This window comes from Aeromonas sp. V90_14 (assembly GCF_029967615.1).
GTDB classification, from domain to species: Bacteria; Pseudomonadota; Gammaproteobacteria; order Enterobacterales; family Aeromonadaceae; genus Aeromonas; species Aeromonas hydrophila.
In genome coordinates, this window is the sequence record NZ_JASCAS010000033.1 from 267,511 (window position 1) to 290,872 (window position 23,362).

General features: G+C 62.2%; 20 protein-coding genes. 14 read left to right on the forward strand and 6 right to left on the reverse strand.

Annotation, left to right across the window (positions count from 1 at the left end; all coding sequences use genetic code 11):
• Nucleotides 1-32 precede the first annotated feature (32 nt).
• Nucleotides 33-1,511, forward strand: a complete 1,479-nt coding sequence (locus tag QLG02_RS13545) for a carboxypeptidase M32 (protein WP_282465395.1) — start codon at nucleotides 33-35, stop codon at nucleotides 1,509-1,511.
• Between the two features lie 69 nt (nucleotides 1,512-1,580).
• Here the strand turns inward: QLG02_RS13545 and QLG02_RS13550 are convergent, their stop codons facing one another.
• Nucleotides 1,581-1,982: a VOC family protein gene (locus QLG02_RS13550; RefSeq protein WP_017787743.1), complete on the reverse strand. Its 402-nt coding sequence runs from the start codon at nucleotides 1,980-1,982 to the stop codon at nucleotides 1,581-1,583.
• A gap of 209 nt (nucleotides 1,983-2,191) precedes the next feature.
• On the opposite strand from QLG02_RS13550, the gene QLG02_RS13555 reads away from it, so the two are divergent.
• Both QLG02_RS13555 and QLG02_RS13560 read left to right on the forward strand, forming a co-directional pair.
• Complete coding sequence (locus QLG02_RS13555; protein ID WP_282465396.1) at nucleotides 2,192-3,748, forward strand: AlkA N-terminal domain-containing protein; 1,557 nt, start codon at nucleotides 2,192-2,194, stop codon at nucleotides 3,746-3,748.
• Nucleotides 3,745-4,221, forward strand: coding sequence for a methylated-DNA--[protein]-cysteine S-methyltransferase (locus QLG02_RS13560; RefSeq protein ID WP_282465397.1), 477 nt, complete (start codon nucleotides 3,745-3,747; stop codon nucleotides 4,219-4,221). Before QLG02_RS13555 ends, QLG02_RS13560 begins: the two co-directional genes overlap by 4 nt.
• 15 nt (nucleotides 4,222-4,236) lie before the next feature.
• Here QLG02_RS13560 and QLG02_RS13565 read toward each other — a convergent pair whose 3' ends face one another.
• From QLG02_RS13565 to QLG02_RS13580, 4 genes are all read right to left on the reverse strand, one after another.
• A complete protein-coding gene (locus QLG02_RS13565) occupies nucleotides 4,237-4,899 on the reverse strand; it encodes a class I SAM-dependent methyltransferase (protein WP_282465398.1) in 663 nt (220 codons plus the stop codon).
• Between the two features lie 88 nt (nucleotides 4,900-4,987).
• Nucleotides 4,988-6,847 (reverse strand): U32 family peptidase, encoded by a 1,860-nt coding sequence (locus QLG02_RS13570; RefSeq protein ID WP_282465399.1) that lies wholly within the window; start codon nucleotides 6,845-6,847, stop codon nucleotides 4,988-4,990.
• Nucleotides 6,848-7,059: 212 nt separating this feature from the next.
• Nucleotides 7,060-7,668: a LysE family translocator gene (locus tag QLG02_RS13575; RefSeq protein ID WP_016349742.1), complete on the reverse strand. Its 609-nt coding sequence runs from the start codon at nucleotides 7,666-7,668 to the stop codon at nucleotides 7,060-7,062.
• A gap of 128 nt (nucleotides 7,669-7,796) precedes the next feature.
• Nucleotides 7,797-8,738: a LysR family transcriptional regulator gene (locus QLG02_RS13580; protein ID WP_282465400.1), complete on the reverse strand. Its 942-nt coding sequence runs from the start codon at nucleotides 8,736-8,738 to the stop codon at nucleotides 7,797-7,799.
• Between the two features lie 202 nt (nucleotides 8,739-8,940).
• Here QLG02_RS13580 and QLG02_RS13585 point away from each other — a divergent pair, with 202 nt between their 5' ends.
• The 11 genes from QLG02_RS13585 to QLG02_RS13635 all read left to right on the forward strand — a co-directional run bounded on the left by QLG02_RS13585 (nucleotide 8,941) and on the right by QLG02_RS13635 (nucleotide 21,686).
• The gene (locus QLG02_RS13585) at nucleotides 8,941-10,029 is read left to right on the forward strand and encodes a ketoacyl-ACP synthase III (protein ID WP_282465401.1); all 1,089 of its coding nucleotides are present in this window, start codon (nucleotides 8,941-8,943) and stop codon (nucleotides 10,027-10,029) included.
• A 303-nt stretch (nucleotides 10,030-10,332) separates the two neighbouring features.
• Nucleotides 10,333-11,547, forward strand: a complete 1,215-nt coding sequence (locus QLG02_RS13590; protein ID WP_282465402.1) for a methyl-accepting chemotaxis protein — start codon at nucleotides 10,333-10,335, stop codon at nucleotides 11,545-11,547.
• 9 nt (nucleotides 11,548-11,556) lie between these two features.
• Nucleotides 11,557-11,925, forward strand: coding sequence for a response regulator (locus QLG02_RS13595; protein ID WP_011704967.1), 369 nt, complete (start codon nucleotides 11,557-11,559; stop codon nucleotides 11,923-11,925).
• A 14-nt stretch (nucleotides 11,926-11,939) separates the two neighbouring features.
• Nucleotides 11,940-12,266 (forward strand): STAS domain-containing protein, encoded by a 327-nt coding sequence (locus QLG02_RS13600; protein ID WP_282465403.1) that lies wholly within the window; start codon nucleotides 11,940-11,942, stop codon nucleotides 12,264-12,266.
• 26 nt (nucleotides 12,267-12,292) lie between these two features.
• On the forward strand, nucleotides 12,293-14,506 hold the full coding sequence (locus tag QLG02_RS13605) for a chemotaxis protein CheA (protein WP_282465404.1): 2,214 nt from the start codon (nucleotides 12,293-12,295) through the stop codon (nucleotides 14,504-14,506).
• 15 nt (nucleotides 14,507-14,521) lie between these two features.
• Nucleotides 14,522-16,444, forward strand: a complete 1,923-nt coding sequence (locus tag QLG02_RS13610) for a methyl-accepting chemotaxis protein (protein ID WP_011704964.1) — start codon at nucleotides 14,522-14,524, stop codon at nucleotides 16,442-16,444.
• Between the two features lie 12 nt (nucleotides 16,445-16,456).
• Nucleotides 16,457-17,029: a chemotaxis protein CheW gene (locus QLG02_RS13615; protein WP_282465405.1), complete on the forward strand. Its 573-nt coding sequence runs from the start codon at nucleotides 16,457-16,459 to the stop codon at nucleotides 17,027-17,029.
• Between the two features lie 75 nt (nucleotides 17,030-17,104).
• Nucleotides 17,105-19,273, forward strand: coding sequence for a methyl-accepting chemotaxis protein (locus QLG02_RS13620; protein WP_282465406.1), 2,169 nt, complete (start codon nucleotides 17,105-17,107; stop codon nucleotides 19,271-19,273).
• Nucleotides 19,274-19,329: 56 nt separating this feature from the next.
• Nucleotides 19,330-20,133 (forward strand): protein-glutamate O-methyltransferase CheR, encoded by an 804-nt coding sequence (locus tag QLG02_RS13625; RefSeq protein ID WP_282465407.1) that lies wholly within the window; start codon nucleotides 19,330-19,332, stop codon nucleotides 20,131-20,133.
• Between the two features lie 10 nt (nucleotides 20,134-20,143).
• Nucleotides 20,144-20,614, forward strand: coding sequence for a chemoreceptor glutamine deamidase CheD (cheD, locus tag QLG02_RS13630; RefSeq protein WP_011704960.1), 471 nt, complete (start codon nucleotides 20,144-20,146; stop codon nucleotides 20,612-20,614).
• A gap of 10 nt (nucleotides 20,615-20,624) precedes the next feature.
• Nucleotides 20,625-21,686 (forward strand): chemotaxis response regulator protein-glutamate methylesterase, encoded by a 1,062-nt coding sequence (locus QLG02_RS13635; RefSeq protein ID WP_011704959.1) that lies wholly within the window; start codon nucleotides 20,625-20,627, stop codon nucleotides 21,684-21,686.
• Nucleotides 21,687-21,739: 53 nt separating this feature from the next.
• Here QLG02_RS13635 and QLG02_RS13640 read toward each other — a convergent pair whose 3' ends face one another.
• A complete protein-coding gene (locus QLG02_RS13640; protein WP_282465408.1) occupies nucleotides 21,740-22,972 on the reverse strand; it encodes a cysteine desulfurase-like protein in 1,233 nt (410 codons plus the stop codon).
• Nucleotides 22,973-23,362: the final 390 nt, after the last annotated feature.

Below are 23,362 nucleotides of genomic sequence, written 5' to 3' on the forward strand. Positions count from 1 at the left end.
ACGCCATCAGGGACGATAACAAGGACAATCCCATGTCATATCAGAAACTTGAACAACATCAGCAACAGCTGCACCGGCTCTCCCACCTCTCGGCCATCTGTGGCTGGGATCAGGCCGCCATGATGCCGGAGGGGGGCAACGAAGCCCGCGCCGAGGCCATGGCCGAACTGGGGCTGCTGATCCACCACAAGCGCACCGCCCCCGAGCTGGGCGACTGGATTGCCAAGGCCGAGAGCGAGCCGCTGGACGAACTCCAGCACGCCAACCTGCGCGAAATCAAGCGCCACTGGCAGGATGCAAGCCTGCTGCCCGGGGATCTCGTGGAGGCGCTGTCGCTCGCCGGCAGCAAGTGCGAGCACGCCTGGCGCCGCCAGCGCAAGGAGAACGACTGGGCAGGCTTTGCCCCCAACCTCACCGAGGTGGTGAAGCTCGCGCGCGAGGTGGCTCGCCTGCGTGCCGACGCGCTGGGGGTCCGCCCCTACGACGCCATGCTGGCGCTCTATGAGCCGGGCATGACCAGCGCCCGGCTCGACGAGATCTTCGGCGATCTGACCGGCTGGCTGCCAAACCTGATCCAGACCGTGAGCGAGCAGCAAAAGCGCGAATCCGTGCAGATCCCGCAAGGCCCCTTCCCCATCGCCGCCCAGCAGGCGCTCGGCCAGCAGGTGATGGGGCTGCTCGGCTTCGATTTTGCCCACGGCCGGCTCGATGTGAGCAGCCACCCGTTCTGCGGCGGGGTGCCGACCGACGTGCGCATCACTACCCGCTACAACGAGCAGGAGTTTGTCTCCAGCCTGATGGGCATCGTCCACGAAACAGGTCACGCCCGTTACGAGCAGGGCTTGCCGCGCCAGTTGCTGGGCCAGCCGGTGGCCGAGGCGCGCTCCATGGGCATTCACGAGAGCCAGAGCCTGTTCTGCGAGATGCAGCTCGGCCATGATCCCGCCTTCCTCACGCTGCTGGCGCCGCACATTCGCGCCCACTTCGGCGAACAGGCAGCGTTGGCGCCGGCGAACCTGGTCAAGCTCTACAATCGGGTCGAGCCCGGCTTTATCCGGGTCGATGCGGACGAGGTGACCTACCCGGCCCACGTCATCCTGCGCTACGAGCTGGAGCGCGACCTTATCGAGGGGCGCATCGAGGTGGCGGACATCCCCGCGCTGTGGGACGCCAAGATGCAGCAGTGGCTGGGGCTCTCCACCCAGGGCAACTACCAGAATGGCTGCATGCAGGACATTCACTGGACCGACGGCTCGTTCGGCTACTTCCCGAGCTACACGCTCGGCGCCATGTACGCGGCGCAGCTGCGCTTCGCGCTCGAGCGGGAGCTCGGCAACATGGGCGAGCTGATCGCGGCGGGCCGCCTGCCGGAGATCTTCACCTGGCTGGGCCGCCACATCTGGTCCCAGGGCAGCCGCTACGGCACCGACGAGCTGGTCAGCCGTGCCACCGGCGAGGTGCTGAACCCGCACTGGCTGCGCCGCCATCTGGAGCAGCGCTATCTGAAGTAGGGCCAGCGCACCCGCCAGCAGATAACAAACGGGGCCTCGCGGTCCCGTTTTTCATGGTAACGTGGCGCGTCAGCGCCCGTCCGGCACGCCGGTGAACTCGCGCAACTGCAGGATGTTGCCCTCGGGGTCAAACGCATTGCGCACCACGAAACCGGGGCCGGACCACTGCTGCGGCAGCAAGCCGCCACCGAGATCGGCCGCCTTCGCCTCCGCCCAGGCGAGGCTCGGCACGGTAAAGAACAGCTTGATGGCGCCCTGCTCACGCAGCTGCGGCGGCGTGGTGATGACCACCTGCTCGGCATAGGGAGCGGGGATTGCGTGCAGCAACAGCTGGATGTCGGCGTTTTCCTGCACGATCAGCTCGTCACTCTGGCTGCGGATCTCCATCTGCAGCAGGGTGCGATAAAAGTGGCTCAGCAGGCCGGGATCCCTGGCATAGATCAGGGCGCCGGCACGTGCGGGTCCTGGCATGGCTCTCTCCTCCTTGGATGTTGTCACCCCAGATTCGCACACTTGCCCCGCCAAACCGATCTGTTTTTCACGCCCTGCGATCGCGGGCGCGGCCTCGGCTTTATTTCAATTGCTGTCCGTTTCTGGCTAGTCATCGCCTTCGTTCCTGCTTAGTCTCTCACTCATCCGGGCCGCCGCGCCCGCCCCGTTTTCGGCGCAAGGAGCCACCGATGCCAACAGATCACGCCATGACGATGCCGCCGGCCACAGAGGATGAGGCAGACCTGCCGCTCAGCGCCGAGCAGTGCCATGCCGCCCGCCTGGCCCGCGATGCGCGCTTCGACGGCCGCTTCTTTACCGGCGTGCTCTCCACTGGCATCTACTGCCGGCCTGTCTGTCCGGCGCGGCCACCGCACGAGCACAACGTGCGCTACTTCCAAAGCGCCGCCGCAGCGGAGCAGCACGGCCTGCGCCCCTGCCTGCGCTGCCGGCCTGAGCTCGCGCCCGCCGCCCCCGGTGATCTGCCACCGACGCTGGCACGCCTGCTGGCCCGGATCGATCGCGGCGAGCTGGCGGAAGGCTCACTCACCACGCTGGCGGAACAGGCCGGCATCAGTGAGCGCACGCTGCGCCGCCAGTTCGAGCATCACCTCGGCGCCTCGCCGAAACAGGTGGAGCAGACGCGCCGGCTGCTGCTCGCCAAGCGGCTGCTGACCGAAACCCGGCTGCCCATCACCGACATCGCGTTTGCGGCGGGCTTTGCCAGCATTCGCCGCTTCAACGACGCCTGGCAGCAGGCATACGGGCTGGCACCGCGGGCCCTGCGCCGTCAGTGTGAGTCAACCGGCGACGACGCCGCCCTGACGCAGGCGCCCGAGGAGAGGGCAATGCTCACGCTGCAACTGCCTTACCGCCCCCCGTACGACATGGCGGCCATGCTGGCGTTCTATCGGCTGCGCGCCATTCCGGGGCTGGAGCGGGTGGATGGCGAGGTCTATGAACGCTGGCACCGGGTCGGCGATCAGGTCGCGCGGGTGCGCATCAGCCAGGGCAAGGGGCACAGCCTGCAGCTCAGCGTCCATGATCTGCCGCCCGCCGCGCTGCCGGATCTGCTGTATCGGGTGCGCCGGATGTGGGATCTCGATGCCGACATGCAGCGCATCGGTGCACGGCTCGGGCAGGATCCGCTGCTGGCGCGTCTGCAGGCGCGCTGGCCGGGAGTTAGGCTGCCCGCCGGCTGGGGTGAGTACGAGGTGATGCTGCGCGCCATCGTCGGCCAGCAGGTGTCGGTCAAGGGGGCCATCACCATACTCGGACGGCTGGTGGCGCGCACCGAGGCGCAATTCGGGGTCGCGCAATTGCCCACCCCTGCCCAGCTGTGCGAGCTCAACCTGGACGGTATCGGCATGCCCGGCAGCCGGATCAGAACGCTGCAGGGGCTGGCACAGGCGCTGGCCAGCGGCGAGTTGAGCCTGATCAGCGCCAGCGATGAACAGCTGCTGGCACTGCCCGGTATCGGCCCCTGGACGGTCGCCTACTGGCGGCTGCGCTGCGGGCTGGATCCGGATGCCTTCCCCGCCTCGGATCTGGTGCTACTGAAGGCGCTGGGGGGCGGCACCAAGTTGCCGGTGAAAGCGGTATTGGCCCACAGCGAAAGGTGGCGGCCCTGGCGCGGCTACGCGGCGAGCTGGCTGTGGCATGCCATGAGCGAGGAACCGGCAATGTTGACCAAATCAGCACCAGGCGGCGCATCAAGCGACAACCAAGCAGAGGAGACAACCCCATGATCCGCTACGATATCTTGCCCAGCCGCTGCGGCGATCTGCTGGTGGCCATCGACGAGCGTGGCCTGCTGCACGTGGACTTCGTGGCGGGGCTGCGCGCGCTGCCCGACATGCGCGGCTGGCTACAGGACAAAGTGGCGCTGGCCCCTTTTCTCGCACAATTTGAAGCCTACTTTACCGGCTGCCTGCAACGCTTCACCCTGCCGCTCGCACCAAGAGGCTCGCCGTTTCAGCAAGCTGTCTGGCAGGCGCTGTGCGACATTCCCTACGGCGAGACCCGCAGCTACAGCGACATTGCCCGCGCCATCGGCAAGCCCAATGCGGTGCGGGCAGTGGGCGCCGCCAACGGCCGCAACCCGCTCTCGATCATCATCCCCTGCCATCGGGTGATCGGCCAGAACGGCAGCCTGACCGGCTATGCGGGGGGCTTGCCCATCAAGCAGGCGCTGCTCACGCTGGAGGGTATCTCTGGTTGACGACACGGCGCCCACTCACAGGCACTCGGCCAGCCAGCCGTGGAACCCGAGCGCCTGAAAATAGCGCCGCCCAACGCCAAAGCCCGCCGCCTGCAGCAGGTGCCGGGTCTGTGTCTCATCGAGGGGAAAGAAGTCCTGGGCCAGGCGCAGCACCATCTGTTCGCTGGCGCTCCGAGACAGACCGGCACGGTGTGCGTGCAACCCCATCACGGTGCGCTCGTCATCGTCTTGCGCAGCCATCAGGTCGGCCAGCAACAGAGGGCTACCGCGCCTGAGCTGGCGGGCGATGTCGGCGAGCAGTGCCGCCTTTTGTTCCTGCGGCAGAAAGTGCAGCACCAGCAGACAGAGTGCACCGTCACACGCCATGCTGTCGGCCGGCAACGGCCCCTCCCACCATGTGATCCGCGCCGCCATCCCCGCCTGCTTGGCTTGCCTTCTGGCCTGCGCCAGCATGTCGGCCGATATGTCCTGAGCAATGAACTGCCAGTGGGGACACAAACCGCCCAGCAACAGCAATTCGCTGCCCGTGCCGACCCCCACCAGCAGAACGCGCGCCTCCGGCCCAAGCCGTCCCATCAATTGGGACGCGCTGAGCTGGTGCAGCAGCTCATAACCGGGCACCAGCCGGGTAATGCGCTGGTCATAATCCAGCGCCCCCTCTCCATTGAATCGCGTCATCCTCGCCTCTCCTCCCCGTGAAAACTCCTTGATAGAGCCTGTCGCCGGGAGAAGGTAAAGCATCAGATGTCGGGAGAGGTGAGCTTCATCAACGCTTCAAACTCCCCATCACATGCATTTCGCAGCGGTGGCAGTCAAACCGCAGGCGGAAGGTATCTTTGCCCATCTTGAGCTCCAGCGGCTCGGCCTTGAGGCCCGGCACCTCGTTCGGGCAGAGGTTCTGGCTGTAGCGGATGCAGTGTTTGGTGATCATCAGCACCACCTCCCGCTCCTCCTTGTTCGCCTCATAAGCGGGCGCGATGCGCTCCACCCCGTGCTCGCGGAAGAACTGTTCGGCCGCGCTGTTCAGCACGTTGCCAAGGTAGGAGAGACGGTGCTGGGGATAGTGGACATCCCGCAGCGCGATGCGTCGCTCGGGGCGCTGGTAGCTGGCCAGACGGGCAGCCTCCAGCGCGGCGATGGCATCCCGGCGCAAGCCGTTGAGCATGGATGCGGCAACGAATAGCGGGTGAGTAAACGCCAACTCAACCTTGCGGGCCACAAACAGGGTATTGCCGAGTTTACCAAGCTGGTCGCGCGCCTGTTGCAGCGCCCGCTCCGGGTTGTCAGCAGGCTGTTTGTCGCAGGGGAGCGCGACGGCGGCGCTGATGCCCTGCTCGTCGGTAAGCGTGAGGCGCAAGCCCTCATCGCACTCTGCCAGCACCATATCGACCCGGATGCGGCGATCGGCGCTCGCCTTCTCCAGCACCTTGCTGAATGCCTGATCGTGGTTACGGTAGATTTCGGTGCCTACCTTCAAGCCCGGCATGCGCTCTGACAGGAGTAACTGCTTACCTTCGACTTTGTTGAGGCGCATCCCCACCAGCTCGTTGTTCGGCTTGAAGAAGCCAAGGCCATCGCCGTTGTTGAGGCTCACGGGCTTGCCATCGATCTCGATGCCATCCCTGGTGACTCTGGTGACCCGGCCCAGCGGCTCGCCCACGTATTTCGGGCTCTTGGTGGAGTCGATACCGGGCTGGCGGCCATGGAGGAAGTAGTCGGTGCTGCCGCGGTTAAAGCTCTTTTTGGGATCAGGCGTGAAGCTGTAGCTGCAACGGCCGGCCGAGGAGGCCACCAGATCGCTGCGGCTATCCAGAATGGCGTCAAGCTTCTGCCGATACCAGGCGGTGACGTTCTTGACGTAATCGAGCCCCTTGAGACGCCCCTCAATCTTGAAAGAGCGGATCCCCGCCTCGATCAGCGCCTCCAGGTTGTCGGTCTGATCCATGTCCTTGAGGGAGAGCAGGTGGCTGTCGGCCACCAGCACCTCGCCATCCGGCTTTTGCAACGAGCAGGGCAGGCGGCAGAGCTGGGCACATTCGCCGCGGTTGGCGCTGCGGCCGGTGCGGGCATGGCTGATGTTGCACTGGCCGCTGTAGGAGACGCAGAGCGCGCCGTGGATAAAGAACTCCAGCTGCACATTGGTCGTGGCGCTTATATCGCGGATCTGCGAAAGGGACAGCTCGCGCGCCAGCACCACCTGGGAGAAGCCTACATCCTGCAGAAATTTCACCTTCTCCGGGGTACGGTTGTCGGTCTGGGTACTGGCATGGAGCGCAATGGGGGGCAAGTCGAGCGCCAGCAACCCCATGTCCTGCACGATCAGCGCATCGGCCCCCGCTTCGTAGATCTGGTGAGTCAGCCGCCGGGCCTGCTCCAGTTCGTGATCGTGCAGCAGGGTGTTGAAGGCGACGAAGACCTGGGCACCGAAGCGATGGGCATGGCGCGCCAGCGCTTCGATATCCTCGAGGGAGTTGCCCGCCGCGCTGCGGGCGCCAAAGGCGGGGCCGCCCATGTAGACGGCATCGGCGCCGTGGTTGATGGCTTCGATGCCATAGGCGAGGTTCTTGGCCGGAGCCAGCAGCTCCAACCGGTTGGTGTGGCTTAACGGGTGCTTGTTCTGGTGCATGGTCTCGGGATCAGGGCGGACAGCAAATGGGCGCCACTCTAGGACATTGCCACCCTCCCCGCCTTGATCCCGCTTAAGATCACCGCAAAATACAGGATTGGATCAGAGCACCACCTTCAAGGCCAGCCCCAGCAGCACCAGACCGCTCACCTTGTCGATGACGAAGGACTTGGCCTTGAGCCAGGCCAGCAGCAGATCGTGCCGCGGAATGACTAGAGCACCACCTTCAGGGCCAGCCCCAGCAGCACCAGACCGCTCACCTTGTCGATGACGAAGGATTTGGCCTTGAGCCAGGCCAGCACGGGGCCACGAGAGAGCACCAGCGCCACCAGCACGTACCAGACAGCATCGATCCCGCCGGCGGTCAGCATCATGATGCCACCTTCGCGCCAGCCGGTGTCGGCATGCACAAACTGGCTGAACAGAGCGATGAAGAAGACCGCGAGCTGGGGGTTGAGAAAGGCCACCATAAAGCCTTCGAAGGCGCCTTGCCGACCGCGCAGCTGATGCACCTCTTCACTCGCCTCCCCCTTGGCGGGTTTGGCCAGCAGCGCCTTGACCCCGAGCCAGGCAAGAAACGCGGCGCCGCCGTAGCGAATAACGTCAAACAGCAGCGGGGTCTGGGTGATCAGGATGGCCAGACCCAAAGCAGTGATCAGCGCATAGATGCCAACCCCGAAGCCGTGGCCAAGCGCAGTAGCCACGCCGTGCCCCTGCCCTCCCTGCACCGTGTTGCGGATGATCAGCGCCAGGCTCGGCCCCGGGCTGATGGCGCCCATCACGCAGATTGCGGCCAGTGCCAGCCAACTCGTCAGTTCCATGGTGTTCCTTGTCTCAAGCGGAATATGAATGTCTGCGCTCAGGGTAAAGGGCCCCTGGTTATGCCAGAAGTGAAAGTTGGGAATAGAACCCATAGCCAACGGCTATAGGCCGACACAAGCGTCTGTTGCTATCGGGGCGAATTCAACACCTTGCGGCTCGCCGCCACCGTGCGCTGCAGGTGCTCGCGCAGGAAGGGATAGGCCAGTTCGCGAAACCACTTGTGGGCCGGATCCTGATGGTGGCGCTGGTGCCACAGCAGATGATACTGCTGGCTGCGGCTGGCAAACGGCAGATCACAAAAGTGCAGGGCGTGCTCGCAGGAGAGCTGCCAGGCGATGTGGGCCGGGGTGGTCAGCAGGCAGTCGGTGCGCAGCAACACCTCCACCGCCGCCTGAAAGAAGGGCACCCGGGCAAACCAGCGCCGGGACAGCCCCTGCGGTGCCAGTACCTGTTCCACCGGGCTGTCCTTGTCGCCCCCACCGCTCACCTGCAGGTGAGGCCAGGCGAGGTAGTCATCGAGGCTGAGCGAGCGCCCTGCCAACGGATGGTGGCTACCCATCAACACCACCAGCCGATCTTCCCCCTGATGCAGGCCGCGGATCTGATCCGGCACCAGTTCGGTGATGGTGGAGACCATGTCCAGCTCGGATTGCCACAGCTGCGGCAGCAGACGCTTGTCCCACAGGCTGTACTCCAGCGCCGCCAGCGGCGCCTCCCTGGCCAGTGCCGCGCAGATGTCCGGCAGGATGTGCTGGGCCACGTAATCGGAGGAGGCGAGCCGGAACACCCGCTCGCAGCGGCTCGGGTCAAAACCGGGGGCCTCGTAGAGTCGCTCCAGCGCACCGAGGGAGTCCGCCAGCTGGGCAGCCAGCGCCTCGGCCCTCGGTGTCAGCAGCCAGCGCTGCCCCTCCCGCACCAGCAACTCGTCGCCAAACTCGCTGCGCAGCTGGCCCAGCTGCTTGCTGATGGAGGGTTGGCTCAGGTGCAGCAGCTCCGCCGCCCGGCTGATGTTGCGGGTCTCCAGCAGCACCTTGAGGGTGGGCAGCAGGTTGAGATTGGCTTTGTGCAAGGGGTGGTTCCATCCAGTGGCGAAAGCCCTATCTTAGGGCAGCCAAGCCCTGTGGTTTAAGCGAAATTTCCCGTCGGCACCCGCCACCTGGCGTGACCCTGCTGCCAGATAACCATGACCACAAGATGACAGTGGTTGCCCCGTGCGGCATAATTGCGCGATTTTCCGCCCGCGGGCGATCAACTTGAGAAGCGGTAACAAGATGAAATACGCCAATATCACAGGCTGGGGCAAATGCCTGCCTCCCTCCGTACTGACCAACGACGACCTCAGCACCATCATGGATACGTCGGATGAGTGGATCTACCCGCGCACCGGCATCAAGGCTCGCCGCATCTCCCACGTCAGCACCTCCGATCTGGCCACCCTGGCAGGGCGTCGTGCACTGGCCTGTGCCGGGCTGGAAGCCAGCGACCTCGACGGCATCATCCTGGCCACCGCCACGCCGGACAACCTGCTGCCGAGCGCCGCCTCCGCGGTGCAAAAGAAGCTGGGCGCCGTCAATGCCGCCGTGTTCGACCTCAACGCCGCCTGCACCGGTTTCGTCTACTCCCTCTCGGTCGCCACCTCGCTGGTACAGACCGGCATGATGAAGAAAGTGCTGGTGATCGGCGCCGAGCGACTCACCTATCTGCTGGACTGGGCCCGTCGCGATACCGCCGTGCTGTTTGGCGACGGCGCCGGCGCCGTGGTGATCGAGGCGAGCGAGCAAGAGAGCGGCCTGATCGCCAACAAGCTGGGCTGTGACAGCGAGGCGCGCGAGATCCTGCACGTGCCGAACTTCGGTACCGACCGGGTGCGTTTTGCCGACATCGACGGCCTCTTTACCTTCAACTTCGAAGGCCAGGAGATCTTCAAGCGGGCCGTACGCGGTATGGGCGAAGCCACCAACACGGTACTGGCACAGGCTGGCATCGCTCCGGAGCAGATCGACCTGATCGTGCCGCACCAGGCCAACATCCGCATCATCGAAACCCTCGCCAAGCGCATGAACGCGCCGATGGAGAAGGTGATTGTCAACATCGAGCACTACGGCAACACCTCCGCCGCCACCGTGCCCATCGCCCTGTGCGAGGCGCTCGAACAAGGCCGCGTCCAGCCAAACTCCTATCTGCTGACCGCCGCCTTCGGTGCCGGCCTGACCTGGGGCGCCGCCATCATCAAGTGGGGCGATCGCGTGACTCCCATCAAGGCGTGCGAGGCCGAACTGCCGCCGTGCGACAAGAGCGCGCTGGAGCTTATCGCCCATGCCGTGGAAGGGTGCCAGAAGGCCCACGCCGACGAAGCGTAAATCCACGCATACAGCACCAAGAGCCTGCCAATGCAGGCTCTTTTTATTGCCGCGTCCAGCACTTCTCTCCTCCTCCCAGACTCCGGCCCTCCCATGGCTTCGGCTCCCGACGATGGCACTGTGACAGTCGCCATATTCCAGTTTTCTCAGTAGCGCCCCCCGAATAGGACCAATTTGTAACCAGCCCATTTTTTTGCGCTAACCTTACTGAGCTATTGATAACTAGAAAGTTGGCGCTTGGGTCCCTACCTGAGGGGACGGCGGTTCACCTTCTTCCATCCATATGCAGGGGCAAGTTCGCGTATGACAGACAACACAAGGGCACACTCCTCCCCTTTCTGGGAGCCTGTCAGCTGGGCCTGCGGCCTTGGCCTGGGCCTGTTCAGCACCCTGCTGCTGGTACTTGCAGGCAGCCCCTTGCCGTATCTGCTGGCCAACCTGGTGCTGGCCGTGGCTGCCACCCTGTGGGGTGCCCGCCACTACCACGCCAAACCTGTCGGCAAGCCCGATGAACAAGAACAGACTCCGCCATGGTCCGCTGCCGGGCTCAACCACTCCATCATCGGGCTCGAGCAGGTGTGCGAAAAGGCCGTGCCCATCTGGTCGCAACAGATTGAAAACTCTCGCCAGCAAACCGAAGGGGCCATGATTGACCTCACCCAGCGCTTTGCCGGGCTGACCACCAAGCTGGAAGAAGCGGTCGCCGCCTCCCACAACGCCGCAGGCGATCTGGGCGGCGAGAAATCCGCCGGCATGGCCGCCGTGCTGGCCGAAAGTCAGGCCCAGCTCAACCAGGTCGTCGCCATCATGCACTCCACCCAGGCCAACCGTGACGCCATGCTGGCAGAGATAAAAACCCTCACCGCCTACACCATCGAGCTCAACACCATGGCGCTCGACGTGGCCAAGATAGCCTCCCAGACCAACCTGCTAGCCCTCAATGCCGCCATCGAGGCGGCCAGAGCCGGTGAAGCGGGTCGTGGCTTCGCGGTGGTGGCGGACGAGGTGCGCACCCTGTCGCGCCTCTCCAGCGAGACCGCCCAGAAGATGACCGACAAGGTCGATACCATCAACACCGGCATCGGCCGGGCCTTCCAGATTGCCGAGAGTGCGGCAGGGCGGGATCAGGCAGCCGTCAGCGACGCCGAACACGCCATCGAACAGGTACTGGAGCGCTTTCGGATGGCCACCACCAGCCTGGCCGAGTCGGCTGCCCTGCTGCAGAGCGAGAGTACCGGGATCCACCGTGAGATTTCCGATGTCATCGTTTCGTTACAGTTCCAGGATAGGGTCAGTCAAATCCTTGGCCATGTTCGTCAGAACATGGACAGCCTCAACGATCACCTGATCTCGTCGCGCACCAGAACGCACCAGTCCGGCCCCATCCAGATCGATGCGGAAAGCTGGCTGGCAGACATGGAACTCTCATATGCCACCGATGAGCAGCGCAATATCCATCACGGTCGCAAAACCCAGACGGCAACCCCATCCAGCAACGCTGATGTCACTTTTTTCTAGGAGAGAGATATGGCCAAAACAGTCCTGATCGTGGATGACTCGGCAACCATACGCCAGGTCGTCGGCATGACGCTCAAGGGTGCCGGTTACGAGGTGATGGAGGCCTGCGACGGCAAGGATGCCCTCAAGAAACTCGACGGCAAGAAGATCAACCTCATCATCAGTGACGTCAACATGCCGAACATGGACGGCATCAGCTTCGTCAAGGAGGCCAAGAAACTGGCCAGCTACAAGTTCACCCCGGTGATCATGCTTACCACCGAATCCCAGGACAGCAAGAAGCAGGAAGGACAGGCTGCGGGAGCCAAGGCCTGGGTGGTCAAGCCGTTCCAGCCGGACCAGATGCTGGCTGCCGTCGCCAAGCTCATCATGCCCTGAGTCGGGAGGCATTCATGCCGCTGCATATCGAAACGGGCGAAGAGAAGACTGTTGTGGCCATTGCGGGTGAGATGACCATCTATACCGCAGCCGAACTCAAACAGGCGCTCACACCCCTGCTCTATCGCCAGCAAGAGCTGGAGCTGGATCTCTCCCAGGTCAGCGAAATGGACAGTGCCGGCCTGCAACTGCTGATGGCCGCCAAGAAGACGGCGCTGCTGGGTGGCTATCCACTGCATCTGGTCATGCACAGCCATGCGGTACTCGATGCCCTTGAGCTGTGCCAGCTGGCAACCTTCTTCGGCGATCCCACCCTCATCCCCCACCCCGATCACGCCTAGCCGGTTTCGCGGACAAGGAGTCATTCGTGAGCATCAATCTTGATCAGGCCCTGCAAACCTACATCGCCGAGGCGCGTGAGCTGCTCGAGGAGATGGAGTCCGCACTGCTGACGCTGGAAAACGAGCCGGACAATAACGAGCTCATCGGCGCCATCTTTCGGGCGGCCCACACCATCAAGGGCTCCGCCGGCCTGTTTGGCCTGCAACCCATCGTCAGCTTCACCCACATAGTCGAGGATCTGCTCGATCAGGTGCGCAACCAGCAGCTGGCGATCAGTGAAGCACTCATCAAGGATCTGCTGGAGAGCCGGGATCACATCGAACGCCTGGTCAGCCTGGTGGCCGAACAAGGGGAAGCGCTCGGTGCGGATGAGCAGGCTCAGGATGAGCAACTGAGAAGCAACCTGGCACGCCATCAAACCACCAGCCAAGCCGGCCTGCCGGAACACAACCCACCGGCCGAGACCAGCCCGGTCAGCAAGGAGGAGGGTCATGTCAGCGCCACGTCTCTGTGGCACATCTCCCTGCGCTTTGGCCCGGATGTGCTGCGCAACGGCATGGATCCCACCTCTTTTCTGCGCTACCTCGGCACCATGGGTACCCTCTGCGCCATCGAGACCATTCACCATGCTCTGCCCGACTGGGAACATTTCGATCCGGAGAGCTGCTACTTGGGCTATGAACTCGATCTGGATACCCAGGCCGACAAGAATGCCCTGAGCGATGTGTTCGAATTCGTGCGCGATGACTGCCGAATCACCATTATCCCGCCCCACAGCAAGCTGGCCGAGTACATCGACCTCATCAATGCCCTGCCGGAAGACAACGAGATGCTGGGGCAGCTGCTGGTCAAGACCGGCGCCCTGACGGCCAGCGAGCTGGTACTCGGGCTGCAAGCCCAGCATGAACAGCCGCAGACCGACGCCGGTAAACTGGGAGAGATCCTGATTGCTCAGGGTGCCGTCAGCGAGGTGGTGGTGGATGCCGCGCTCAAGAAGCAGAGCCAGAACAAGGAGAGCAAAAACAAGGAGGGGCGCTATGTCCGGGTCCATGCCGACAAGCTGGATGATCTGATCAATCTGGTGGGCGAACTGGTGGTCGCCAGCTCGGGAGCCAACCTGCTGGCTCAGCGTTCACGGGACAGCCAGTTGCAGGAGGCCAACTCCACCATTGCCATGCTGGTCGAAGAGATCCGGGATGGGGCGCTGCGTCTGCGCATGGTGCCCATCGGCGATACCTTCAACCGCTTCCAGCGGGTAGTGCGGGATGTCAGCCATGAACTGGACAAAGACATCGCGCTGGTCATCACCGGCGGCGATACCGAACTGGACAAATCGGTGGTGGAGAAGATCGGCGACCCCTTGATGCACCTGGTTCGCAACGCCATGGACCACGGCATCGAATCGGCTGAAAGAAGAGTGGCCGCCGGCAAGCCGGCACGGGGCACCCTGACTCTCAACGCTTATCACGACTCCGGCAGCATCGTCATCGAAATTCAGGACGATGGCGCCGGCCTCAACAAGGCCAGGATCCTGCAAAAGGCGCAAGAACGCGGTCTGGTGACCACCAATGCCACCCTGACGGATCAGGAGATCTACCAGCTCATCTTCGAACCCGGCTTCTCCACGGCGGAGGCCATCACCAATCTCTCCGGCCGCGGGGTGGGCATGGATGTGGTCAAACGCAACATCCAGGCTCTGCGCGGCAGTGTCGAACTCGACAGCAGACCCGGCCTCGGCACCCGGGTCCAGATCCGGCTGCCGCTCACTCTGGCCATCATCGATGGTTTTCTGGTACGCGTCAGCACGACCCACTACGTCATCCCCCTCGACATGGTGATCGAATGTGTGGAGCTGACCCAGAGCGCGCTGGCCGATACCCTGGGGCGCAACTACATCAATCTGCGCGGCGAAGTGCTGCCTTTTGTCCGGCTGCAGCACTATTTCGACGTCGAGGGCACCAGAGGGCGCCGGGAAAACATCGTGGTCGTCAGCCACGGCGGCAAGAAATCCGGCCTGGTGGTCGACGAGCTGCTGGGTGAATTCCAGACCGTCATCAAGCCGCTTGGCAAGCTGTTCCAGCGCCTGCAGGGGATCAGCGGCTCCACCATTCTGGGAGGCGGTGAAGTTGCCCTCATTCTGGATATCCCCTCTCTCATTCAGCACGCCATCGAACAGGAGCTGGGCCAGCTGAGCCAGTACGCCATTCCACGTCTGCAAACCCAACCTAGAGTCAATTAACGCCAGGAGCCTGTCATGTTCAAAAACTCCACCATCAAGCTGCGACTCACCATTCTGCTCTGCCTGCTCTGCGCACTGCTGCTGGGAGTGGGTGCCTTGGGGCTCTACAACATGCAGAGCAGCAACAAGGGTCTACAGCGGGTCTACAACGATCGGGTGGTGCCGCTCAAACAGCTCAAGACCATCTCAGACAATTATGCCGTCGCCATCATCGACAACGTCAACAAGGCCAATGCGGGCCTCATCAGTGCCGAAGAGGCGCGGCAGCAGATCCAGCATGCCCAGCAGCAGATCAAGCTGGAGTGGCAGCATTACCAGGCCACCAAGCTGACCGAAGCCGAGCAGAAGCTGTCAGCCGAGGCCAACAGCCTGTTCAGCGCAGCGGACCGGGATATCACCCGGCTGGAAGCGTTTCTATCGACCCAGCGCGGTGTCGTCACCGGCATGCTCAACGAATTTGACGGCAAGCTTTACAGCTCCATCGACCCCATCGGCGGCAAGATAACCGAGCTGGTCAGCCTGCAGCTCGACGTCGCCAAATCCGAGTACGAGCAGGCGCAGGCCTGGTACGACGTCATGCTGCTCACCATGCTGGCTGTCGTTGCCGCAGGCATGGTGGCTGCCGCCTGGTTTGGCATCGTCCTTATCCGCAGCATCATCTCTCCCATCAACCAGGCATTGCAGGTAGCCAACCACCTGGCCGAAGGCAACCTCGACGTGACCATCGACATCGGAGCCCACGACGAAGCCGGACAACTGCTGCTGGCCATGCAGAACATGGTCAACAAGCTGACCGCACTCATCAACGACATCGAGACCCTGGTGACTGCCGCCGTCGAGCAGGGAAACTTCAGTTACAAGATCGAACTGGACGGACGCCAAGGCTACATCAAGCGGCTGTCCGAACTGCTCAACCGTCTATCCAACGTCACCGACACCAGCCTCAACGATGTGATGCGCATCGCCACCGCCCTGTCGCGGGGTGATCTGACCCAGAAAATAGAGCAACCCTATCCGGGCATTTTTGGCCAGACCAAGGATGGCCTCAACAGCACCATAGAGGCGCTGACCGCCATCATTGAAGAAGTACGCAACGCCGCCGACAACCTGACCAATGCCTCCAACCAGGTCAGTACCACGGCCCAGTCTCTGAGCCAGGCCACCAGCGAACAGGCTGCCAGCGTGGAAGAGACCAGCGCCTCCATCGAACAGATGAGTGCCAGCATCAACCAGAACACCGACAACGCCAAGGTCACCGACAACATGGCGAGCAGTGCCGTGCTCGAAGCCACCGAAGGTGGCCGCTCGGTTCAGCAGACGGTGGCCGCGATGCAGCAGATCGCCCGCAAGGTCAGCATCATCGACGACATCGCCTACCAGACCAATCTGCTGGCACTCAACGCCGCCATCGAGGCAGCAAGGGCCGGTGAACACGGCAAGGGCTTCGCGGTGGTGGCCGCCGAGGTACGCAAGCTGGCCGAACGCAGCCAGATAGCGGCGCAGGAGATTGGCGAGCTCTCATCGAGCAGCGTCGATACTGCCGAGAAGGCCGGCAGCCTGCTCGACAAGATAGTGCCCTCCATTCGCAAGACTTCCGATCTGGTGCAGGAGATCAATGCCGCCTCCGGTGAGCAGGCCAGCGCCGCCAACCAGATAAGCCTCGCCATGAGCCAGCTCAATCAGGTAACCCAGCAAAACGCCGCCAGCAGCGAGGAGCTGGCGGCCACGGCCGAAGAGATGAGCTCTCAGGCCAACGAGCTGCAGCAAACCATGGATTTTTTCTCGCTGGAGAACCTGAGCAAACCGGCAAGGACTCACGAGAGCGGACATAAAGGATTGCCCCCCAGAGGCAAATTTGTCATGCCGACCCAGCACCCACTGCACGGCAATACGGCAGCGCAACCTCAGGTTGACGAGGCCGATTTTGTCCGTTTTTAACCGGAGAGCCCCATGAGCATGTCTACCGAAGTGGCCGTCCAGCCCGGCACGCTGGCCCCTGATAACCAGGGCGATGCCCAGTACCTGACCTTTCTCATCAACGGCGAGATGTTTGCCATCAACATTCTCGGGGTCAAGGAGATCATCGAATACGGCAACATCACCCCCATCCCCATGATGCCGAGCTTCATCCGCGGCGTGATCAACCTCAGGGGAGCCGTGGTCTCGGTGGTTGATCTCAATGCCCGCTTTGGCAATGCCCCTTCCAGCATCACCCGCCGCAGTTGCATCGTCATTATCGAGGGAGTGCATCCGGACGATCCGGAACACGGCAATCAGGACATCGGCGTGGTGGTGGACTCCGTCTCAGAAGTGCTGACCATTCCCTGCAATGAGATAGAGCCGCCACCGAGCTTCGGGGCTCGCATCCGGGCGGACTTTATCAGCGGCATGGGCAAGGTAAATGGCAAATTCGTCATCCTCATCAATACCGAGAAAGTGCTCTCCATCGACGAGATGGCACAGCTCAGCGAACTGACCCAGCAGCAGGAACGGTTGCTGGCACAAAAGCCACAGACACCGTGATTCAGGCGTAGCAAGCAACAAGAGTGTCGCTCACCACACCACACAGCAATGACATGTCGCACAAGGATAAGGCTCATGACTCAATCATTTTTTGGCAATCTGTTCGGCAACGGCAGCGCTCATGCCTTGCTGCAGGAACAACTGCTCCAGCTCATTGGCGCAACCCGATCGCTCCAGCAGGGGATCAGACAAGGCGACCAGTCAGCCCAGCTTGAGCTGGGTTCGCTCAGCGGCCCGCTGCGGGAACTCTGTCAGGAGTTCAATACCGTGCTGGCACTGCTGGGGGAGCGCCTTAGCAACACCCTCGCCACCATCAGTGCCAACCAGACCCTGTATGACGAAAACCTGCGAGTGCGCAAGGCGCTGGATGGGGCCTCGACCAATGTGATGATCGCCGACACCAATCTCAACATCGTCTATATGAATGAAGCCGTGCTCGCCATGCTGGGCCAGGCCGAATCGGACATTCGCAAGGATCTGCCCAATTTTGATGTCAGACAGCTGATGGGCAAGAACATTGATACCTTCCACAAAGACCCTTCCCATCAGCGCAGCATGCTGGCCAAACTGAACAGCACCTATCGCGCCCAGATAACCGTCGGAGGGCGTATCTTCTCGCTGATCGCCAATCCGGTCTTCAACGATGGCGGTGAACGGCTTGGCTCCGTTGTCGAGTGGGCAGACCGGACCAAGGAGATCGCCATCGAAAACGAGATGAAGGCAGCCAGCGCAGCGGCCAAGATCGCCGCCGCAGAGAGTTTGCGCGTCAAGAAGGCGCTCGATGGTGCCAGTACCAACGTGATGATCGCCGACACCGATCTCAACATCATCTACATGAATGAATCCGTCAAAGAGATGCTGAGCCTGGCTGAAGCGGATATTCGCAAAGAACTCTACAACTTCAATTCAGCCACCCTGATGGGGGCCAACATCGACAGCTTCCACAAAAATCCGGGCCATCAGCGCAGCATGCTGGCCAAGCTGAACAACACCTATCGCACCCAGATCCTGCTCGGCGGGCGCACCTTCTCGCTCATCGCCAACCCGGTGTTTGGCGACGATGGCGAGCGGCTCGGCTCCGTGGTCGAGTGGTCGGATCGCACCAAGGAAGTCGCCATCGAGCGGGAGATGTCGGAGATCGTGCAGGCGGTGATCAACGGCGAACTGCACCGCCGCATGGATCTGACCGGCAAGAATGGCTTCTTCCAGACCCTCGGAGAGGGCATCAATCGCATCGCTGAGGTGATCGATACCAGCCTCAACGACGTGATCCGGGTGGTGCAATCCCTGGCCAGAGGCGACTTGACCCAACAGGTCGAGGCCGACTACCCCGGTGTATTTGGCACCACCAAGGACTCCCTCAACCAGACCATCGTCTCGCTGACCAATATCGTCACCGAAGTACGGGGCGCATCTGACAATCTCTCCAGCGCGGCCGAGCAGGTCAGCGCCACCGCCCAGTCCATCAGCCAGTCAAGCAGCGAGCAGGCTTCCAGCATGGAAGAGACCAGCGCCTCCATCGAGCAGATGAGCGCCAGCATCAACCAGAACACCGACAATGCCCAAGTCACCGATGGCATGGCCAGCAAGGCCGCCAAGGAGGCCGTGGAAGGCGGTGAGGCCGTCAAGCTCACGGTCGATGCCATGAAGCAGATCGCCAAGCGGATCGGCATCATCGACGACATCGCCTACCAGACCAATCTGCTGGCCCTCAATGCCGCCATCGAGGCCGCCCGGGCCGGGGATCACGGCAAGGGCTTCGCCGTGGTGGCCGCCGAAGTGCGCAAACTGGCGGAGCGCAGCCAGGTAGCGGCCCAGGAGATTGGCGAGCTGGCCTCTAGCAGTGTCGACATGGCGGAGAAGGCGGGCCGTCTGCTCGATCAGATGGTGCCCTCCATCAACAAGACCTCGGATCTGGTGCAGGAGATCAGCGCCGCCTCCGCCGAACAGTCCACCGGCGTCAGCCAGATCAACATCGCCATGAATCAGCTAAGCCAGGTCACTCAACAAAATGCCTCCTGCAGTGAGGAGCTGGCCGCCACCGCCGAGGAGATGAGCAGCCAGGCCGAACAGCTGCAACTGGCGATGGAGTTCTTCACGCTGGAACAGCACAAGCACGGCGCCAGTCAGAAGGCTCCGGCCCGTGGAGGCCCACGGGGGCGTTTCATGCACGAGGGCAACGGTCAGGAAGGTGTAGGCACCACGCCACGCCCTCACAATGACGCCGACTTTATCCGCTTCTAGCCTGATACGGGTGGGCCAAGCTCACCCGCATCCCGCTCACCGCAGGGAGTTTGCGCGTGTATCAGACCCAGTTGCATGATGATGAATTTGCGCAGTTTCAACGCTGGATCCACCAGACGGCGGGTATCGACTTGTCACCGGCCAAGAAGGCCCTGGTCGCCAGTCGCCTGTCAAAACGGCTCTGCCACTACGAGCTGGAGAGCTACGGCGACTATTTCAGCCTGATCATGAATAACCGGGGGGCAGAGCTGCAGGTAGCACTCGATCTGCTCACCACCAACGAGACCTATTTTTTCCGCGAACCCAAGCACTTTGAATTTCTCGGCAACAAGGTATTGGCACAACTGCCAAAAGAACGGGCGGTGCGGATCTGGAGCGCGGCCAGCTCTTCCGGTGAAGAGCCCTACAGCCTGGCCATGACCCTGGCCGACAATCTGAACCATGGCAGTTGGGAGGTGATCGCCTCGGATATCTCGACCCGGGTGCTGGAGCAGGCCAGAGCGGGGCAATATCCCATCGAGCGGGCCCACAACATCCCGCTGCCATTTTTGATGAAGTACTGCCTGAAAGGGGTCGGTTTTCAGGAAGGCACCTTCATCATCGATCGCAAGCTGCGCGAGAAGGTGCAGTTTCATCACATCAATCTGAATCAGGATCTGCCCGACATCGGGCTGTTCGACGTCATCCTGATCCGCAACGTGATGATCTATTTCAACCGGGAGACCAAGGCGCAGGTACTGCAACGGTTGGTGCCGCGCCTGCGCAAAGGGGGCTATCTCATCGTCAGCCATGCCGAGAGCCTGAACGGTCTGTCCCATGGCCTGCAACTGGTATCGCCTTCCATCTATCTGAAACCATAAGGGTTTCAATATGAGAGAGGTCTCGCTGCAACCCGGTGAATTCTATTTTGGGCAGGACGACACCATCATCCGCACCCATCTTGGTTCCTGTGTGGCCATTACCATGTGGCACCCGGAACAGAAGCGAGGCGGCATGTGCCACTACATGCTGCCCAGCCGCGGTCACAGCACCATGAGTCTAGACGGTCGCTATGCCGATGAGGCAATTCAGCTATTTATCAATGAGATAAGCAAATATCCCGCCCCCATCCACGAATACGAGGTCAAGCTGTTTGGCGGCGGCAACATGTTTATCGAACAACAAACGCTCAACACCATGAATGTGGCCATCAGAAACATCAAGGCCGCCTGGCAACTGACCCAGCACCTGGGCCTCACCATCAAGGCCCACCATCTTGGCCATGCGGGACACAGAAGCCTGATTTTTGAGCTGGCCAACGGCAATGTCTGGGTGCGTCATCACCGCTTGCCACATCGCTAAGGGGACGGGAATGAAACAGATCAAGGTCATGCTGGTGGATGATTCCGCCGTGGTCAGGCAGGTATTGCAGGCCATTCTCGAGCAGGAGCCGGATATCAAGGTCATCGCCACCGCGTCTGACCCGCTGTTTGCGCTGGAGAAGCTGAAGAAGGAGTGGCCGGACGTGATCGTGCTGGACGTGGAGATGCCGCGCATGGATGGCATCACCTTCCTCACCAAGATCATGGCCGAGCACCCCACTCCTGTGGTCATCTGCTCCTCCCTGACCGAAAAGGGGGCGGAGACCACGCTGCAAGCCATGGCCGCCGGCGCTGTGGACATCATCACCAAGCCCACCGTCGGCCTGAAAAGCTTTCTGCAGGAGTCGGCGCAGGAGCTGGCCATGGCGGTACGCGCCGCCGCCCAGGCCAATGTCAGACGACTGGCCAAAGTGCCCGCCCCCAGCGTCGCCCCCAAGCTCAACGCAGACGCCATCATGCCCGCCGCCAGCCAGCATGCCATGGCCCAGACCACCGAGCGGATCGTGGCGATCGGTACCTCCACCGGTGGCACCCAGGCGCTGGAAGCCGTGTTGACCACCCTGCCCAGGGTCTGCCCCGGCATTGTCATCGTGCAGCACATGCCGGAGAAGTTCACCGCGTCATTTGCCGAGCGGCTCAACAGCCTGTGTCAGATAGAAGTGCGGGAGGCCAAGAGCAATGACAGGGTGATCCCCGGGCTGGCGCTGATCGCCCCCGGCGGCAAGCACATGCTGCTCAAACGCAGCGGCGCCTACTATCACGTCGACGTGATGGACGGCCCCCTCATCAATCGTCACCGCCCCTCGGTGGACGTGCTGTTTCGCTCGGTGGCCAAGTTTGCCGGTGGCAATGCCACCGGCATCATCATGACCGGGATGGGGGATGACGGCGCCCGCGGCTTGAGGGAAATGCTGGAAGCGGGTGCCAATACCTTCGCTCAGGATGAGGCCTCCTGCGTGGTCTTTGGCATGCCCAAGGAGGCCATCAAGCTTGGCGCCGCCCGCCATGTCTTGCCGCTGCAGGATATCCATCACGCCATCGTGGGCCGCTAACAAGCTGCAGAGATATCAGACGACACAGCCCGGTATGACCGGGCTGTTTTATCTCAATGCGGCATATCGTCGAGCAGGGCAAACAGCCGGTCAATCTCGGCCGGGGTGTTGTAGTGCATGCAGCCTATGCGCAGCACCCCATCACTCACACCCAGTTGCTCAACCAGTGCCAAGGCATAGAAGTGGCCGGCCCAGCTGCATACCTGATGCTGCCCCAAAAACTCGGCCATCTCGGCCGGAGTGTGGCGGTTTGACGTCAGGGCGAAGGTCGGGGTGCGCCCCTGGCTGCCGTGAATGCCGTGCAGGGTGAACCAGGGCCGCTCGGCCAGCTTGGCCAGCAGGTGCTCGCTGAGCTGCCGTTCATGGGCCTGGCTGCGGGCAAACGCCAGATCGAGGCGCGCTTCCAGCTCATGCTCGGTGCCGTCCAACCCGGACAAGGAGGCCAGGTATTCGACGGTGGCCTCCACCCCGGCCAGCGCTTCCCAGCTCTGGGTACCTGTCTCCCACTTGTAGGGCGCCACGTTCTTGGCCGGTTCCACCTTGTAGGGAGTGAAATGCGCCAGGTGACGATGCTTGCCGTAGAGAATGCCGAGGTGCGGGCCGAAGAACTTGTAGGCGGAACACCCCAGAAAATCGCAATCCCAGGCCTGCACATCGATACGCTCATGGGGCGCAAAGTGAACCGCATCCACATAGAGCAAGGCCCCTACCCCGTGCACCGCATCGGCGATGCGAGGGATATCGACCAGGGTGCCGGTGGTATTGGAGGCCGCCGTCACCGCCACCAGCCGTGTCTTGGGCCCCAGCAGACTGAACAGATGCCCATAGTCCAGCCCGCCGGTGGTCACGTCCACTCTTGCCTGATGCACCACCACGCCGCGATCCACCGCCGCTTGCTGCCAGCTGGAGACGTTGGAGTAGTGATCGAGCGCGCTGACGATGATCTCGTCACCGGCCAGCCACTCCCGCGCCAGCGCTCGGCTGAGCGCAAAGGTCAGGGTGGTGAAGTTGGCGCCGAACACTATCTCCTCTGCCCGCTCAGCACCCAACAACGTGGCCACCGCCAACCTGGCCCGCAGCGCCTGCTGCTCGGTCACCCTGGCCGAGAAAAAGGGGCCGCCCAGATTGGCGTTGAAGTGACCGAGGTAATCGGTCATGGCGGTGAGTACGGCATGTGGCACCTGAGCGCCGCCGGGGCCGTCGAAGAAGATGGGGGCTTTACCCTCAACCAGCTGATTGAGAGCGGGAAACTGGCCGCGCAACACGGCGATATCGAGAGCCTGCATAGAGAGAGTCCACAATCCATGTTAACAGTTGAATAACATGGCGAGAGTAAAATGCGGCAGCAGCAATGTCCATCAAGGAAGCGGTCAGCCATCACACTTAGAAGAGAAGGTGATTTTTTCAGTACAAAACGCTACTCGGTACATCTTGTCTGGTGACACTTCACACCCGCGATGAGTCCTGGATCCGGTCTGACAGCGACAGGGAAGTCGTTGATAAGCGTGAAAAATGAGCGACAAATATCAAAAAATGACCGAATGGCACTTTTTTATCGCCAGATAGGCCCACCAGGGGTTCACAAAGAGCGAAGATCTGATAGTATGCGCCTCGCACTTGGGGAGGGGTTCCCGAGCGGCCAAAGGGATCAGACTGTAAATCTGACGGCTCTGCCT

What these genes read in the sequence shown, in the direction of transcription:
- QLG02_RS13545 (WP_282465395.1), top strand. Translation starts at nt 33, where the DNA reads ATGTCATATCAGAAACTTGAACAACATCAGCAACAGCTGCACCGGCTC.
- QLG02_RS13550 (WP_017787743.1), bottom strand. Translation starts at nt 1,982, where the DNA reads ATGCCAGGACCCGCACGTGCCGGCGCCCTGATCTATGCCAGGGATCCC.
- QLG02_RS13555 (WP_282465396.1), top strand. Translation starts at nt 2,192, where the DNA reads ATGCCAACAGATCACGCCATGACGATGCCGCCGGCCACAGAGGATGAG.
- QLG02_RS13560 (WP_282465397.1), top strand. Translation starts at nt 3,745, where the DNA reads ATGATCCGCTACGATATCTTGCCCAGCCGCTGCGGCGATCTGCTGGTG.
- QLG02_RS13565 (WP_282465398.1), bottom strand. Translation starts at nt 4,899, where the DNA reads ATGACGCGATTCAATGGAGAGGGGGCGCTGGATTATGACCAGCGCATT.
- QLG02_RS13570 (WP_282465399.1), bottom strand. Translation starts at nt 6,847, where the DNA reads ATGCACCAGAACAAGCACCCGTTAAGCCACACCAACCGGTTGGAGCTG.
- QLG02_RS13575 (WP_016349742.1), bottom strand. Translation starts at nt 7,668, where the DNA reads ATGGAACTGACGAGTTGGCTGGCACTGGCCGCAATCTGCGTGATGGGC.
- QLG02_RS13585 (WP_282465401.1), top strand. Translation starts at nt 8,941, where the DNA reads ATGAAATACGCCAATATCACAGGCTGGGGCAAATGCCTGCCTCCCTCC.
- QLG02_RS13590 (WP_282465402.1), top strand. Translation starts at nt 10,333, where the DNA reads ATGACAGACAACACAAGGGCACACTCCTCCCCTTTCTGGGAGCCTGTC.
- QLG02_RS13595 (WP_011704967.1), top strand. Translation starts at nt 11,557, where the DNA reads ATGGCCAAAACAGTCCTGATCGTGGATGACTCGGCAACCATACGCCAG.
- QLG02_RS13600 (WP_282465403.1), top strand. Translation starts at nt 11,940, where the DNA reads ATGCCGCTGCATATCGAAACGGGCGAAGAGAAGACTGTTGTGGCCATT.
- QLG02_RS13610 (WP_011704964.1), top strand. Translation starts at nt 14,522, where the DNA reads ATGTTCAAAAACTCCACCATCAAGCTGCGACTCACCATTCTGCTCTGC.
- QLG02_RS13615 (WP_282465405.1), top strand. Translation starts at nt 16,457, where the DNA reads ATGAGCATGTCTACCGAAGTGGCCGTCCAGCCCGGCACGCTGGCCCCT.
- QLG02_RS13620 (WP_282465406.1), top strand. Translation starts at nt 17,105, where the DNA reads ATGACTCAATCATTTTTTGGCAATCTGTTCGGCAACGGCAGCGCTCAT.
- cheD (WP_011704960.1), top strand. Translation starts at nt 20,144, where the DNA reads ATGAGAGAGGTCTCGCTGCAACCCGGTGAATTCTATTTTGGGCAGGAC.
- QLG02_RS13635 (WP_011704959.1), top strand. Translation starts at nt 20,625, where the DNA reads ATGAAACAGATCAAGGTCATGCTGGTGGATGATTCCGCCGTGGTCAGG.
- QLG02_RS13640 (WP_282465408.1), bottom strand. Translation starts at nt 22,972, where the DNA reads ATGCAGGCTCTCGATATCGCCGTGTTGCGCGGCCAGTTTCCCGCTCTC.